Source organism: Hymenobacter terrenus, assembly GCF_000972495.1.
Taxonomy (GTDB): Bacteria; Bacteroidota; Bacteroidia; order Cytophagales; family Hymenobacteraceae; genus Hymenobacter; species Hymenobacter terrenus.
Genome location: NZ_LATM01000001.1, coordinates 518,941 through 533,338, shown reverse-complemented (window position 1 = coordinate 533,338; position 14,398 = coordinate 518,941). Strand labels below are relative to the sequence as shown.

Sequence of the window (14,398 nt, the reverse complement as noted above, 5' to 3'; positions counted from 1 at the left end):
CCGGGGGCCTCTTCATTTGGAGAAGGACATGCTACCGCCCAATCACCAATCGCTTCGTTACGGTCGTTTCCTTGCTACGCAGCTTAACCGAGTAGATACCAGGCTCCAGGGTTGTCGTGCTTAAAGTAAGCTCGTTGCCCTTCTGAAGCGCATCTACTTTATGCGTCCGTCCCTGGGCATCGGTCACGGTTACGGCAATGGCTTGCTCGCACCAGTTGTCGCCGCGTAGGGTCACAACTTGGTCAGCCGGATTGGGATACATCGCCACTTCGGCGGCTCTTGCTGCGGAGGCAGGGCTGCTAGCCGCCGCTGGTTTGGAAGACGGGCCCGGTACGACTGAATCTTTTATTCTCACCCGCACCACGTTCGGCGACGACATGATGTAGAGCACGCTCTCGTCTTCGTTAAACGCGCAGTTCGGCACCGTCTGGCCCGTGCGAATTTTACCCAGAACTTTGCCTGCGGGCGTAAATATCCAAATACCCCCCGGGCCCGAGGCAAATACATAGCCCTGCCGGTTTACCTTCAGCCCATCGGGCGTGCCAGAGTCCGTATTGCCAGTCACATCATAAAACACGCGGGCGTTGGTCAGCGCCCCATCGGCCTGCACCGTATACGCCATCCAAATAGCCCGCGCCCCATCCGAGTTGGCAACGTACAGCGTCTTCTCGTCTGGTGAAAACGCGATGCCGTTGGGCCGGCTTAATTCCTTGGTCAGCAGCGTCACGGTGCCATTGGGCGCTACCTTAAATACGCCCTGGTATGTAAGCTGGCGCTCCCCTTTCAACGAGCCATAGGGTGGGTCGGTGAAGTACAGGTCGCCTTTGCTGTTGTAGGCAGCGTCGTTGGGGCTGTTAAACCGCAGGCCCGTGTACTGGGTTGCCAGGGGCACGTAAGTTGGTTGTGGGTTGCTCAGCGGTGCATCCATTCGGCCCATTCGCCGGTCGCCTTCCTGGCATAGTACCAACCGGCCTTGGGCATCCAGCAGCAAGCCGTTGGAGCCCCCACCCGCCCGCGGCGGCCCCGAGGTATATCCCGAAGGCGTTAAATAGGTTTTCACCCCTTCCTGCTCGCTCCAGGAATAAACTTTGTTGTTGCTGCCTTCTGAGAAGAGCAGCTTTTTCTGGACCGGCAGCCACAGCGGACCTTCAATCCAGGCAAAGCCGTCGGCAATGACTTCTGGTTGCACGCCGGGCTTAATTACGGCGTCCAGTTCCGGGTCGAGCCGCTCAATGTAGCCTGCCTTGCGGAACGTGAAGGAATTGGTATTGAACCCGGCCTTGTCGATGGCGAAGCGCATGACGTGCTGGCCGGCAGATAGCGTCACTATTTTGCGTACCGTCTGCCATCGCTGCCATGCGCCCGTGTTAGGGACTGTTAGCGGCCCGGTTTTGTCCTGCCCGTCAAATTCCAGGTGAAACTCGCCACCGGTAGGAGAGGCCACCCGAATATCAATTTGATAATCCGCTGCCTGCGTCGCGTTAATGGTGTATGTCAGCCATTCTCCCACTCCACCCCAGCCCAGATTATACCCGCCCCCAGTATCCAGGGTCACTTGGAGGTCGACCCCATCTTGCCGGTATTGACCGCCTTTGTTGGTTGGGTCTGCATCGTGGTAAGCCACGCCCTCGCCCCCGGTGTCATAGTTCTCTACTTGCACTACCCCCGGTAATGCAGCCGGAGTTCCACCGTAGGGAGCACCCTGAACAACGGCGGCCAGTAGAGCAGGGTTTTTGGCGGGACGAGTAGTTGCTGGCTGGCCGGAAAATTTATCAGCTCCCGGGCTTGCCCAGGCCGAATGGCTCAAAGCGAAAGCTAGAAAAAAGGATATTTCTTTCGCGGGAAAAGAATTTGGTATACTAGTGGGCATTTTATTGAGAATTATGTGAAAGAATGAAGGGTTTGTTATCAAAATGCTCATAAATATAGTCCTGACATTGGCTTGGTAATAGTGTTCAGCTAATCAAAAAGGCCATTGAACACGATTCTATTTCTTGTAATAGTTTTATTTATTGCTTGGTAGGTTAATAAGCTGAACTGTGGAAGCGAATCCTTTCTTCTAGTTGCACGCCCCGGTGCCGGACTCGCTCACCTACTTCATTAAGCGCTTTTCTCAGTGCGGTGAGTTGCGCAGTAACGCGTCGACCTGTAGCGGAAATACTGCTCTACAAGTGCTCCTATTAAAGTGTCGTCCGACGACTTGTGGGTCGTCTTCCAAAACATCCTCACGTAGGCCAACATTGATTGTTGATTCGGGTGCGCCCATTGTCATGGTAATGAGCCAACACGACATAGCCCACACCGTCTAAGGCAAAGGGGCCGTGGCAGAAAACGGGAAAGTGCAATGGGATGGTACCCCTGTTTTCGAAGCAAGCCGCCATCGGCCCAGTACCGTATGCAGAAGCCGGTCTTCACAATACAACCTCACCCAACTGAACAGCGGCAGCGGGCCAAATATCGACGGTGACGGTTTGTTAGGGTAAATTTTTGCGGCAATACCGCATGACCGTGAATTATGAGCCCAAGTAGCAGATAGTTCATCGGAATTAGGAGCCAGGCCTCTGGTTCGCATGAAGCTCCGCTACTCCAGCTTACTTAGCCCATCAGGTTAAATCCCAACAACTCAAAAGAATCATCTTGGGGGGCATAACCCAAAAGTTGGGTAGTAGTGGTAAGGTCCAAGCGTTTGAAACGGTTATTGGAAACACCGTGCACAATAGCGAAAGGCGTTGCTAGCGGAGCTTCAATGCATCTGACGAGCAATTGCACTAAGTCGCGGCGGCTGATGTAGGCGCTCATGTCGCGTGCTGTTTCTGCTTTACCCGCCATAAACTCTTCGAAGCAGGCAATGCGGACGGCGATAATGGGCAGGCCTTCCTGGTAAGCGAAGTAAGACGCTAGCGATTCGCCAAAGCACTTGCTTACCCCATACAAATTCTTAGGTTGTGGGAGCATGTGCGGGGTCACTTGCACGTCCAGCGGGTAGCCTTCCACTGCCTGCGCGCTGCTGGCAAACACTACGCGCCGGCAGTGCGCTGCCTTGGCAGCCTGGAACACGTTGTGAGTGCCGAGTATGTTCACGGCCAGTAGCGACTCAAAATTCGCCTCTGGGTTGGGGTTGGCGGCCAAATGCAATACCGTATCCATGCCCTGGCAAGCACAAAGACAGGCCTTCGGGTCGGTAGTGTCTAACTCGATTAACTGGTGGGGCAGGCCGTGCAACTTACTCGTCTCTTTATCGGCCAAGTAAAGGTCATAGTCAGCGCCAGCGGCTTGATAAAAAGCAGTGCCTACTCGCCCCGCGGCTCCCGTTACCAAAATCTGCCGCTTCTTACTGGTCGACATAGGTTAGGTGTTGTTTCACAAAGCGGCCGTCGGAAGCACAGAGCGTTGGCTCCAGGCTTTCGACGGCCGTTGCTTTTACTTCTCTACTTTCACGCCCTTCCAGAAGGCCACGCGGCCTTTAATTTGTTGGGCGGCATCTTTGGGCTCGGGGTAGTACCAGGCGGCATCTTTATTATGCTCGCCGTTTACGCGCAGCGAGTAGTAGCTGGCCTGGCCTTTCCACGGGCAGGAGGTGTGGGCGATGCTGTCTTCGAAAAACTCCTTTTTGATGGAGTCGGCGGGGAAATAGTGGTTGTTCTCAACCACCACGGTGTCGTCGCTTTCGGCGACGACGGTGTTGTTCCAAATGGCTTTCATGGGTAGGGGCGTGCAGCCTGCGCTGCGCGGGGTTGTTGAATGATGGGAAAAAGTAGCACGCAGCCTTTGCTGCGTGGGTCATCAGAAGGAATGAGAACAAACCGACCTGGGAGCAAGGTTTTGCGGGCGCGGATGGCTGATGCAGCGAGGGCTGTGTCCTACGAATTGAACATTGCCAGCGCGGCGGTTGTTTTCCGGGCCTATCCTGAAAGAGAAATTATATGGCCGTTGGCTTCCGCTTCCGCGATTTTGTGCCCGAAGACCAGCCCGAAAAGGGCTTTGAGTCATTGTTTAAGCTGTTTATGCAGCTTGTTACCATCACCTCCGGGGACGTGGGCGAGGCCCTGCAGTGGCTCAATGAGCTTGATAAGCAGTATGGCCTCACCGATAATGACTACGGTATGGGCAATTTCATCGAGGACCTGAAGAAAAAGGGCTATATCGATGAGAATGAGCAGGAGAGGGGCGAATTCAAGATTACGCCCAAAACCGAGCAGGGCATCCGTAAATCGGCATTGGAAGAAATTTTCGGCAAGCTGAAAAAGAGCAGCACCGGCAACCACCGCACCCCCCACACCGGCCAGGGCGATGAGCAGAGCACCGACCTGCGCGAATTCCGTTTTGGCGACTCCCTGGAGCAGATTCAGATGTCCGAGTCCATCCGCAATGCCCAACTCAACCACGGCATGGACGGCGACGATTTCATGCTGACCGAGGGCGACTTGGAAGTGCGCGAAAACGAGCACAAGTCCCAGACCAGCACGGTGCTGATGATTGACATCTCGCACTCGATGATTTTGTACGGCGAGGACCGTATCACGCCGGCCAAGAAAGTGGCCATGGCCCTGGCCGAACTCGTGAAGCAGAAGTACCCCAAGGATTTCCTCGACGTCATCGTATTCGGCAACGACGCCTGGCAGATTGAGGTAAAGGACTTGCCTTATCTGCAAGTAGGCCCCTACCATACCAACACTGTGGCGGGCCTGGAGTTAGCCATGGACCTGCTCCGCAAGCGCAAGACGCCGAATAAGCAGATTTTCATGATTACCGACGGCAAGCCTACCTGCCTGAAAGAAGGCAACGGCTACTATAAAAACGCCTTCGGCCTCGACCGCAAAGTGGTGAACAAAACCCTGAACCTGGCCGCCGCCGCCCGCCGCGTCAAGATTCCCATCACCACGTTCATGATTACCTCCGACCCGTATTTGCAGAAATTCGTGGAGGAATTTACCGAAGTGAACCAGGGCAAAGCTTACTATTCGGGCCTGAAAGGTCTAGGCCACTTGGTATTCGAGGATTATAAGAAGAACCGCCGCAAGACGCTGTAGCCTTTCAAGCGGATAGGCCATCATGCTGGTTGTTGCTATTCTGTTGCTACCTAACGGGATAGCTCCTCCAGTTCCTTTTTTTCGCGGGCGGTCAGGCCTTGCATTCCTTTGCGGCTGATTTTGTCCAGGAGTTCATCGAGTTCGGCTTCCTGCTGTTTTTTGTGGTTTTTGTACTTGTCATCAACCGACTCATACCCGGACGACGAGAAGAAAGTGCCGCGTAGCAAGCCCTCTGGTTTTTTAATGAGCAAATAGAAGAAACCTATGTATGCTAGGCATCAGGATAGTAGCAATAGTCAGGTAATTAACTAGTAGTAGGTCGGGTTGCAGGCCAATAACAGTGAGCAAGCCGACGAGCCCACCTCCCAAATGAGCATCATGGCCAATGTTGCTGCGCCGGGTGGTAATGCCGTAGGCGGAAAACACAACATAGAGCATACCATACAGCCATCCCGGCACATATATGCCCAGCATGCCAACCCTGATATCGGGGTAGAGCGCAATAGCGGCAAAAACCAGCCCACTGATGGCTCCGGAAGCGCCCACGGCCGTATAGTCGGCCTCGCGTCGGTGCAGGAGCAAGGAGAAAAGGTTGCCGCCAACGAGGCTGGAAATGTAGATAATCAGAAAATTGCGGTAGCCAACCGCCATTTCGACGCCGCTGCTAAAGCAGTAAAACGTGACCACGTTGAGCAGCAAGTGTACCCAGCCGGTGTGCAGCAAACCAGAGGTAAGCAGTCGGTAGTACTGGCGGCCGTAGAGAATATCCTTGACCCGAAAGGCGTATTGGGAGAGGTAGACCGGGTTTTTGAACCCGTGATAGGAAACGAGAAAAGTTACTACCAGAATGGCTAGGCCAATGATACCAAATTCATTCATGCAAAAGAAGCTGCCAGGAAACGTGTTGAAAACCGGACTAAAATAAAAGATGTCAGTGTGCCTAATTAATTGGTAGTTAATCAGCCGCGAAAGGTATGACAAACTCTATGTTTTTCAATACCAAATGCGTAGATAAGCACTATATAAAGCCAGATAATTGCAAATAAATTAACTGGTAGAGCTGGTTTCCCTCCTTACTTAGCCGATGCATTTTGCAAGCTCGTCAGTCAGGTCATAGCCCTATCAGCCGCCAGCTGAACCTCAGTCCGCCTTTCGCGGTTAACGTACCCGGGAAGCCCCTTTCCCACCAACGCATTCCATGAAGCACGAAACCATCCGCACCCTGGGCCAGCTCCGCGCCAGTGGCTATAAACCCCGCAGCGTGAAAGCTGAATTGCGGGAAAACCTGATTTCTAAACTGCGTAACAAAGAGGAAGTGTTTCCCGGGATTTTTGGCTACGACGAGACCGTGATTCCGGACTTGCAGCGCGCCATTCTCGCGGGCCATCACATCAACCTGTTGGGCCTTCGCGGTCAGGCTAAAACCCGCATTGCGCGCCTACTTATCTCTTTGCTTGATGAGTACATGCCCGTGGTGGCTGGCTCTGAGTTGAACGACGACCCGCTGCAGCCGCTGTCGGTGTTCGCCAAAAACCTCATTGCCGAGCATGGCGACAACACCCCCGTGACCTGGCTGCACCGCGACGAGCGTTACACCGAGAAGCTGGCCACGCCCGATGTGTCGGTGGCCGACCTCATCGGTGACGCCGACCCCATCAAAGCTGCCACGCTGAAGCTACCGTATTCCGACGAGCGAGTGATTCACTTCGGCCTGATTCCGCGAGCGCACCGGGGCATTTTCGTTATCAACGAATTGCCCGACTTGCAGGCCCGTATTCAAGTGTCGCTGTTCAATATTTTGCAAGAGGGCGACATCCAGATTCGGGGTTTCAAGGTACGCCTGCCGTTGGATATCCAATTCGTGTTCACGGCCAACCCGGAGGACTACACCAACCGCGGCAGCATCGTGACGCCGCTCAAGGACCGGATTGACGCTCAGATTATTACTCACTATCCAAAGTCGATTGAAATCGGCAAGCGCATCACCAAGCAGGAGGCCCGCATCAAGGACGAGCAGCGCGGCATGGTGACGAGCAACGAAATCGTACACGACCTGGTGGAGCAGGTGGCCGTGGAGGCCCGCGGCTCCGAGTTCGTGGATGCCAAGTCGGGCGTGTCGGCCCGTCTCACCATCTCGGCCTACGAGCAGGTGATTGCTGGTGCCGAGCGCCGGGCTCTGGTGAACGGCGAAAAGAACACCTATGTGCGCGTAGGCGACTTTATTTCGGCCGTGCCCGCCATTACTGGCAAGGTGGAATTGGTGTACGAGGGCGAGCAGGAAGGCGCTGGCATTGTGGCCGAGAAGCTTATGGGCAAGGCCGTCCGCACGCTATTCCTCCAGTATTTCCCAGACCCCGACAAGTCCAAGAAGCTCAAAAACCGCCCCTCGCCCTACAAAACTGTGCAGGAGTGGTTCGGCAATGGCCACACCCTCGACCTGCTGCACGACGCCAGCACTGCCGATTACTGCAAAGCCCTCGACCAAGTGCCCGGCCTGCGCGACATCGTGAAGGAGCTGCACGCCGACGAAACCCCTGAGCATACTTATTTCCTCATGGAATTCCTGCTGCACGGCCTGGCCGAGCACAGTCTGATTTCGCGCAACCGCCTCACTTCGGGCGCGCAGTTCAAGGACTTGCTTTCCTCAATGTTCACCATGCCCACCTTTGGGGATGACGACGATGAGGATGATGAAGAAGAAAAGCCGCGCCGTCGGCGCTAGGGTACAGCAGTGACTAGCAGGGCACAATAAAGCCCGGCCGCCCCGTGCGGCCGGGCTTTATTGTGCCCTGCTGAGTTGCCGGATGTTGGGGCATGGGATGAAGCAAGTACCACACTAACTGGGTAAGCAGTCGCGCCATTGGGAGGCAGGGCGCTGCTTCCGGCTGCCCATCCTGAAAAGTCCGACTATGCCGTGTGGTTGGGCTTATTAATGCAGTGCATTGCCACCTACTATGAGTAAGTCCGCTACGTCTCCAAGCTATTCTCTCGCCGACGTTGTTTTTGGAACTATGGGGGGCCTTTGCTGGCGGTTCGTGCACAGTTTTGTGCTCGTGACACTGGGCATGATGGCTTGATTTGGCGTCCGTTTAGCCTATGCTGCCATCACGGCGGCTCCGGCCGCCGGACCCGCGCCGGTAGCGCTGCAGAACGTGATTCCGCCGCGCCCACCCCATTACGAGCCCCTGACCGACGAGGCGCGCCTGCTCAGGCCCGACGAGCGGGACACGCTGCGGGCCCGCCTCCAACGCTTCGAGCGCGCCACGACTACCCAGATTGTCATCGTAACGCTGCCTAGCATCGGCGAAGAACCGGTGGAAGACGTGGCCTAGCGCCTCTACACCAACTGGGGCATCGGCCAGCGCGGCTCCGACAACGGCGTGCTCCTGTTCGGTTCGTGGCCCGGCAGGAACGTAGGCTCCGCCTCCAGCCTGGCTACGGCCTCGAAGGCGCCATCCCCGATGCCATCGCCTCCCGGCTGATTGAGGAGGTCCTTGAACCGGCTTTCAAGCAGGAGCGGTACTACGTGGGCCTGGAGGCGGTCACTACCCAGCTCATGCGCCTGGCGCGCGGCGAATCGGCTTCGTTTGCTCGCTCTCCGAAACTGTCTGGTGTCGCGCCCATTCCTTTCAAAGTCTTCGCTTGCTGGCTGCTGGGCCTGTGGAGCCTGCTGCTGCTACGGCAGTGCTGGCGCCACAGTGGCCCCTCCGGCCTCTGGGCTTGGCGAAAGAGCGAGTGGTGGCTGAAGCCAAATCGGCCCGCGGCCCACAAAAGAGCCTTTCGACGCCGCACCAAGCCACTGCATCCTCCGATTCCGACCGGGACGACCACCGCTATAGTAGCAGCTATAGCAGCAGCAGTTCCGATTCCGGTAGCAGTTCCAGCTCCGACAGCGACTGGGGCGGGGGCAGTAGCGGTGGGGGTGGGGCGAGTGGTGACTGGTAAGAACCATCCGTGGATTGTGCCTCTAATGAAATGAAAAAGTGGTAGCACCTGGGCTACAACCTGCCGTTCTTTGGCCGATGCCCGCAAACTGGGAAGATATTAGCTACTTACAGCAAGGCAGCGAGCCGCAGTAACTGGCGCAGCAACTGCTGCGGTACTGAGGCCGCCTGTGGCCAGCTCCTGCGCCTGTTCGGCGACCCTACTAGGCCCTGCTGGCTGCTCGAAGATTGCGATGATGCGGCCCTGCGACGGCTTGTAGCCGGCAGTTGAGTAACGACCGGATTCATGCCAATACTGCTTCTGGATTCCCCTCCATAGCCTGCACGTTTACGGTGAGGGCAACTATTTTGCCTGCTTCCAGGCGGTAGCTGTACCACCCATATACCGAAAAAGCCTCGGCTTGTCCCACCGCGCCCCTGAAATGCCGAGCCGAGAAATACGCAATGAATTCGGTTGGGTCGTCGGGGTTCTCAAAAACCTGCGAAATGGCCGTATGCACCCGCAACGCTGGGTTATCTAGCACATTTCGCAGGAAACTCTGCAATTCTTGTTTCGATAGATGGCCTTTCAGGGCACCCACTTGGCTATAGTCAGCATCAATAAGAGGGGCAAAAGGCCGGGTCGCAAGTTCATATTGGTTAGAATCCATGCCATAAGTGTAGGCTTGGATGGCATTTGTGGCTTCTTGAAGGGCAATACTCATAAGGAGAAAGAAGGGAAGTGGCCGGCCCGCACTACAAACGGGACCTGACCGTGAAATGGCGTTGCCAAGACTGAAATAACCCCACAAAAAATCCGGACCTGACGGCCCGGATTTTTAGGGTTCAGTAGCTGCGCTGGCTTAGCGTTGCAGGAGAAATTTCCGTTTGTGCACTAGCCCGTCTTTGCCCTGGATGACGGCATAGTACAGGCCGTCGGCCAGGCCGCTGAGGCTAACTTGCCCGGCAGCTGCTGCGGGTGCGGTCTTCGCTAGGCGCCCGGATGAGAAGTAGAGGGAAAAAGCGGCAATATCGTTCGGGTTCGTGTCCGCCACGGCCAGCGTATTGGTTGCCAGGTTAGCGACCAGGGCGTAGTCAGAGGCCGCAGCGGTACGGGCCTGCGAGGGACCGTTCACCCGCACGGTGACGGGGGCCGACACAGTGGTGACGGTGCTGCCATCAATGTATACCTTGGCCGTGAGTACATGCGTGCCCACTGGGGCCCCGGCCCATTTGTAGGTAAACTCGCCCGTAAAGCCAAAGGTCAGAACGTTATTATTCCCGCCTATCGTACCCAGTAATGTGGTGCCGTTGTAAATCTCGATTTTGGTCACAATCAGCTGATATCCCCCGGCAAGAACCGTGATATCGATGGCCGCCGGGGCCGTAAACTGGGCCTGCGCGCCCGGGCTGAGAATGCGGCTGATCGGCCCGAAGGACACCACCGACGTCGGAACAATCCGCAGCGCGCGGGTCCCGTCATTCCACGTTCTGTAGCCACCATTCGCCGGGTCTCCTTTGTAGGGGCCCGTGCGCGGAGACACGTCTTCTAGGCATGGTACCTCGCCATCCAGCGCCGTTTCTGTATGGTTGCCGAAGTCGTTGGAGTCGTACAATTCCACCTTGTAGCCGTTGCTTACCTTGAGGGAGGAGAGGGTGCGGTCGAGGCCCAGCGCGGCTAACTCCCCCTGGTTGTAGTCGCCGGCGGCCAAGGCCACGGCCCGCCCACCATAGGCGCAGTCAGTATAGAAAGTGGCCACGGCCGGACCGGTGGTAGCCGGGGCCGGTGCGGCGTTCACCGTTACGGAAAACGGCGCCGACGTGCTTACGGAACCATTAGAAGCCGTGAATCTGGCCGTAAGGGTATACGTGCCGGCCTTAACGCCCAACCATCGGAAGCCGAATTGATCTATATTATTACGAAATCTGATTTCTTCCCCCAATTTTGTGCTGCCGTTAAAAAATTCCACTTTCTGATTCCGCTGGCCGCCAGTCCTGTCTTCGGTGTTGGCCCGAATAATAAGGTCGGCTGGTTCCTGATTAAAACTGCTGGCTTCCGGTGCGACAATGGCCACGCTGGCACTTGCTGCGGCATTCACCGTCACGGAAAACGGCGCCGATGTGCTGACGGAACCATTAGAAGCGGTGAGCTTGGCCGTGTAGCTGTAGGTGCCAGCCTTGACGCCCAACAGGTTGAAATTGACGGTACGGGCGGGGACGAGGGTTGAACTGAAAAGAGTAGTGAACCTTACTCTCGTGCTGCCATCAAAAAGCTCTACCTTCAGGGGCTGCCGGCCGCCGGTTCGGTCTTCTAGGTTGATCACGAAGTCAAGGTTGGCTGGTTCCTGATAAACCTGGCCGGCTGCCGGGCCGACAAGGGCCACACTGGTATTTGCTGCGGTGGTTGCTGCGGCGTTCACCGTCACGGAAAACGGCGCCGACGTGCTGACGGAACCATTAGAAGCCGTGAACCTGGCCGTAAGGGTATACGTGCCGGCCTTAACGCCCGACCATGGGTATTGGAAGGTTTGGGTGGGACGCAGGCTTGTGCTAAAAGGATCTATTTCGCCCAATTTCACGCCGTCAACAAAAAATTCGACTTTCAGGTTACGTCGGCCGCCGGTTCGGTCTTCTGTGTTGACCACGATGTTAAGGTTGGCCGGTTCCTGATAAACCTGGCCGGCTGCTGGGCCGACAATGGTCACGCTGCCCACGGTTGCCGCTAATGATGAGTTGGCGGTAGCCGCGGGCGTAAGCGCGGCATAGGTTGGGGTCGTAGCCGCGAGGCCGGCCACGAGAAGTAAATGGGGAAGTAAGGTTTTCATAAGATTGATGTGGGTAATTGGGTTGATGGGGTTGGTAGGTTGTGAAAAATAGTGGGTTGTAAGATTGGTAGAGAGACAGTTGTTTTGCTATAAGTTGCTGGTGAAATAACTCTGGCGATGCGGGGCCCTGCTGGTGCTCGCCCTGGAGCTGTTTGTCCAGATACTATGCCTTCAGCTGGTGCTAGAACACCTTGCTTTTGTCGGCGCCATTCAGTTCTTCCAGCACGTCCCAGTGCTCCGCCGCTTTGCCTGTTTCATCTACCCGAATCAGGTCGAAGCCAATGGGGTCGGTGAAGCCTGGCACGCCCGGCTTGGTCTGGTAGTTGTTCAGCGCCAGCACAAAATCGCCTTCTGCCAGTTGCTGGTAGGTGGTCAGAGTGGTCGTAATTCCCTGGCTTTTCAGAAAGGTGAGCAGCCCAATAAGCCCGCCAACGCCATTAGGGGCTAAGGGATTATGCTGGATGTACTCCGGGGTATGGGTTTGCCGGACCAGGAGCGTGTCGTACGAATTGAAGGCTCGCTGCTCGGCAGCCACAATGGCCTCCCGGCTACGAATACCGATAGTTGACTGGTAGTTGACGGCCGCTCCATCAAACATCGTGTTGGGGTTGGCCCGCCGCCGGGGTTGCCCTTGCACCGCTTCCCAGTGAGCGGTAATCTTACCATTAGCATCAAAACGGAACAAGGCCATGTGGGCCACCGAACTGTCGGCGGCTACCTGCTCCTCCACGTGCAGGGCGACCAAATCGCCCTGAACCAGCGTGCGATGAATAATCAGGCGTGCGGCGCCCCGGGCCTGGGTCCGGTTCTGGGCATAGGTTTTCAAGCCCGCCAGCGTAAAGCCGGTGTTGAGTTGGTGCTCAACGTAGTCAGTCGTTACGTAAGAGTCGAGGTTGGTTTGGGCAGGACTGTAGAGGGCTTGGTAAAAGCTGGTGGCGTTCTGCCGCAGTGTTTCCTTATCGACCGGTACCGTAGCTGTATCCGTCGCGTTGTCGTCGGAACAGGCCGTGCCCAGCAGCAGGGGCAGGCAGTAGCAGCAGCCGGCGAGCAAACGGCGGGCGGCCGATGAGACTCGCCCGCTAAGGAAAAGAGCAGGATTGGGGTGAGTGGACAGCATACAATGGGGGATTAGGTGTGAAAAACACGCTTATCGTGTGTTGCAAAGGTCCCCGGGCCAGCCTGCACCAGCCATGCATAAACTGCCTATTGTGCTGTACTTTTTGTCCCTTCCTGCCGAAACCGCTCTGGATACTGGGTGGTCTGTTTTTTGAAGAAACGGCTGAAATAAGCCGGGTCTTCAAATCCGATGCTGTACGCTATTTCCTTTACAGTCAAAGTGCTATACAGGAGCAAGCGTTTGCTTTCTACCAGTAGGCGGTGGTGCAGTAGCTGCGTTACGGACTTGCCCAGCGTGCGCCGAGTGTAGTCGTTCAGTCGTTTTGATGACAGCCCCAGCTGGTCGGCGTAGAAGGCGACGGGCTGCTGGCGGGTGTAGTGTTGCTCTATTAATTCCTGCAAGCGCTGGGTGTAGGTTTGCGCCAGACTGGGTATGCTCACGCCGCCCTGCGTGTTGCTGATTCGCTCGGCATTCAGCAGAAAAGCCCGCAAATAGTTGCGCATCAGCTGAGGGCAAGCATCTTCCCGCTCGTACTCTTGCACCAGCAACAGCAGCAGGGCCTCAAAGGCCGGGGCATTGTCAGGGGTGAGGTCGATGTACGGTTGCCGTTGCCAGTTATTAAACAGCGTAGCCGCGGAAAATGGGTCGGCCCCCAGCTCCTGGGTATCCAGAAAAGCAGGGTCAAAGGCAATGAGCCAGCCTTCGAGGCTAGCGGCCTGCAACGCATGCACCTGCCCCACGCCGATGAAGTAGATACGGTTCTTGCTTAAGGGGTACTCCTGGAAGTCAATCTGGTGGTGCCCGACTACTTCCCGCAATACCAGGATTAAAAAGAAATTGTGCCGGTGTGAGGGCTCAGAACCGGTGTAAATGTCAAGTGGCTTGATGCGCAAGAGACTGGCAGCCCACAGCTCGTGCGTGGGCAAGGGCGTTTGGTCGTTCATGAGTTGCTGAGGTAGTCTAGCTAAGCTGGACAGAGTTGAGATGCGGTTCGGAGTTGGGCTTCGAAGTGGTTGGAAGCGAGGTAACCGAGCGAAGAATGATGCCGTTTGGCGTTGTGATAGGCGATGTAGTGGCTGATTTCCAGCTATCGGTCAGGCTAGGAAAAATCAGAGTACACGATAAGCCCGGCCGGCGGGCGGTGCACGGCCCAGGCTCCGCGCAGGGCCTCGCTGCCCAGGTCTTCCGGCATCGCGAGAGCGCACGTCCCAGCCGACAATCTTGCGCGAGTAGTGGTCCAGCCAGACGCCAAGTAGAACCAGCCGCCGCCCTGCTGGGGTCGTACCAGTAAGGCAAGTACGTCATGTCTCCCTATCGGGTACGACCCAGTGGCCGCGCGGCCGCCTGCTTGCTGTGGCTCTCACTGGCCAAGCGCCGGGCCTCGGCTTTGAACGCCTCGTCGTCTTTACGTCGTTTGTCGGGCGACGTCCCGTTGGTTTTGGTTGCCATAACAGAAGATACGTCCTGCTTCTATCCGGCTTGCCTAGACCACCTCATCTCTAC

General features: G+C 56.4%; 14 protein-coding genes. 4 read left to right on the top strand and 10 right to left on the bottom strand.

Annotated elements, in window-relative coordinates:
• Nucleotides 1-31: 31 nt before the first annotated feature.
• From WX88_RS27110 to WX88_RS02275, 3 genes are all read right to left on the bottom strand, one after another.
• Entirely contained in the window at nucleotides 32-1,807 is a 1,776-nt protein-coding gene (locus WX88_RS27110) for an SMP-30/gluconolactonase/LRE family protein (protein WP_197076642.1), read from the bottom strand.
• Between the two features lie 788 nt (nucleotides 1,808-2,595).
• On the bottom strand, nucleotides 2,596-3,345 hold the full coding sequence (locus WX88_RS02280) for an NAD-dependent epimerase/dehydratase family protein (RefSeq protein WP_046242641.1): 750 nt from the start codon (nucleotides 3,343-3,345) through the stop codon (nucleotides 2,596-2,598).
• A 75-nt stretch (nucleotides 3,346-3,420) separates the two neighbouring features.
• Complete coding sequence (locus WX88_RS02275; protein WP_046242640.1) at nucleotides 3,421-3,702, bottom strand: DUF427 domain-containing protein; 282 nt, start codon at nucleotides 3,700-3,702, stop codon at nucleotides 3,421-3,423.
• Between the two features lie 221 nt (nucleotides 3,703-3,923).
• On the opposite strand from WX88_RS02275, the gene WX88_RS02270 reads away from it, so the two are divergent.
• On the top strand, nucleotides 3,924-5,030 hold the full coding sequence (locus WX88_RS02270) for a vWA domain-containing protein (RefSeq protein ID WP_046242639.1): 1,107 nt from the start codon (nucleotides 3,924-3,926) through the stop codon (nucleotides 5,028-5,030).
• A 50-nt stretch (nucleotides 5,031-5,080) separates the two neighbouring features.
• Here the strand turns inward: WX88_RS02270 and WX88_RS29355 are convergent, their stop codons facing one another.
• Both WX88_RS29355 and WX88_RS02265 read right to left on the bottom strand, forming a co-directional pair.
• Nucleotides 5,081-5,281, bottom strand: coding sequence for a DUF6576 domain-containing protein (locus WX88_RS29355; protein ID WP_052732255.1), 201 nt, complete (start codon nucleotides 5,279-5,281; stop codon nucleotides 5,081-5,083).
• Nucleotides 5,271-5,909 carry a rhomboid family intramembrane serine protease gene (locus WX88_RS02265; protein ID WP_052732254.1) on the bottom strand — a complete coding sequence of 213 codons (639 nt, stop codon included), beginning with the start codon at nucleotides 5,907-5,909 and terminating at the stop codon, nucleotides 5,271-5,273. The genes WX88_RS29355 and WX88_RS02265 overlap by 11 nt, the downstream gene beginning before the upstream one ends.
• Nucleotides 5,910-6,228: 319 nt before the next feature.
• On the opposite strand from WX88_RS02265, the gene WX88_RS02260 reads away from it, so the two are divergent.
• From WX88_RS02260 to WX88_RS27095, 3 genes are all read left to right on the top strand, one after another.
• The gene (locus tag WX88_RS02260) at nucleotides 6,229-7,752 is read left to right on the top strand and encodes a sigma 54-interacting transcriptional regulator (protein WP_046242638.1); all 1,524 of its coding nucleotides are present in this window, start codon (nucleotides 6,229-6,231) and stop codon (nucleotides 7,750-7,752) included.
• Nucleotides 7,753-8,182: 430 nt separating this feature from the next.
• Nucleotides 8,183-8,362: a TPM domain-containing protein gene (locus tag WX88_RS31725; RefSeq protein WP_052732253.1), complete on the top strand. Its 180-nt coding sequence runs from the start codon at nucleotides 8,183-8,185 to the stop codon at nucleotides 8,360-8,362.
• Nucleotides 8,363-8,427: 65 nt separating this feature from the next.
• Nucleotides 8,428-9,009: a TPM domain-containing protein gene (locus WX88_RS27095; protein WP_052732252.1), complete on the top strand. Its 582-nt coding sequence runs from the start codon at nucleotides 8,428-8,430 to the stop codon at nucleotides 9,007-9,009.
• Between the two features lie 249 nt (nucleotides 9,010-9,258).
• Here WX88_RS27095 and WX88_RS02250 read toward each other — a convergent pair whose 3' ends face one another.
• From WX88_RS02250 to WX88_RS32065, 5 genes are all read right to left on the bottom strand, one after another.
• The gene (locus tag WX88_RS02250; protein ID WP_046242637.1) at nucleotides 9,259-9,678 is read right to left on the bottom strand and encodes a nuclear transport factor 2 family protein; all 420 of its coding nucleotides are present in this window, start codon (nucleotides 9,676-9,678) and stop codon (nucleotides 9,259-9,261) included.
• Between the two features lie 138 nt (nucleotides 9,679-9,816).
• Nucleotides 9,817-11,778: an Ig-like domain-containing protein gene (locus WX88_RS02245; RefSeq protein ID WP_156175909.1), complete on the bottom strand. Its 1,962-nt coding sequence runs from the start codon at nucleotides 11,776-11,778 to the stop codon at nucleotides 9,817-9,819.
• 181 nt (nucleotides 11,779-11,959) lie between these two features.
• Complete coding sequence (locus tag WX88_RS02240) at nucleotides 11,960-12,895, bottom strand: nuclear transport factor 2 family protein (RefSeq protein ID WP_156175908.1); 936 nt, start codon at nucleotides 12,893-12,895, stop codon at nucleotides 11,960-11,962.
• A gap of 86 nt (nucleotides 12,896-12,981) precedes the next feature.
• Nucleotides 12,982-13,839, bottom strand: a complete 858-nt coding sequence (locus WX88_RS02235) for a helix-turn-helix domain-containing protein (RefSeq protein WP_046242634.1) — start codon at nucleotides 13,837-13,839, stop codon at nucleotides 12,982-12,984.
• A gap of 20 nt (nucleotides 13,840-13,859) precedes the next feature.
• Nucleotides 13,860-13,976, bottom strand: coding sequence for a hypothetical protein (locus tag WX88_RS32065; protein WP_394331743.1), 117 nt, complete (start codon nucleotides 13,974-13,976; stop codon nucleotides 13,860-13,862).
• Between the last annotated feature and the right edge of the window lie 422 nt (nucleotides 13,977-14,398).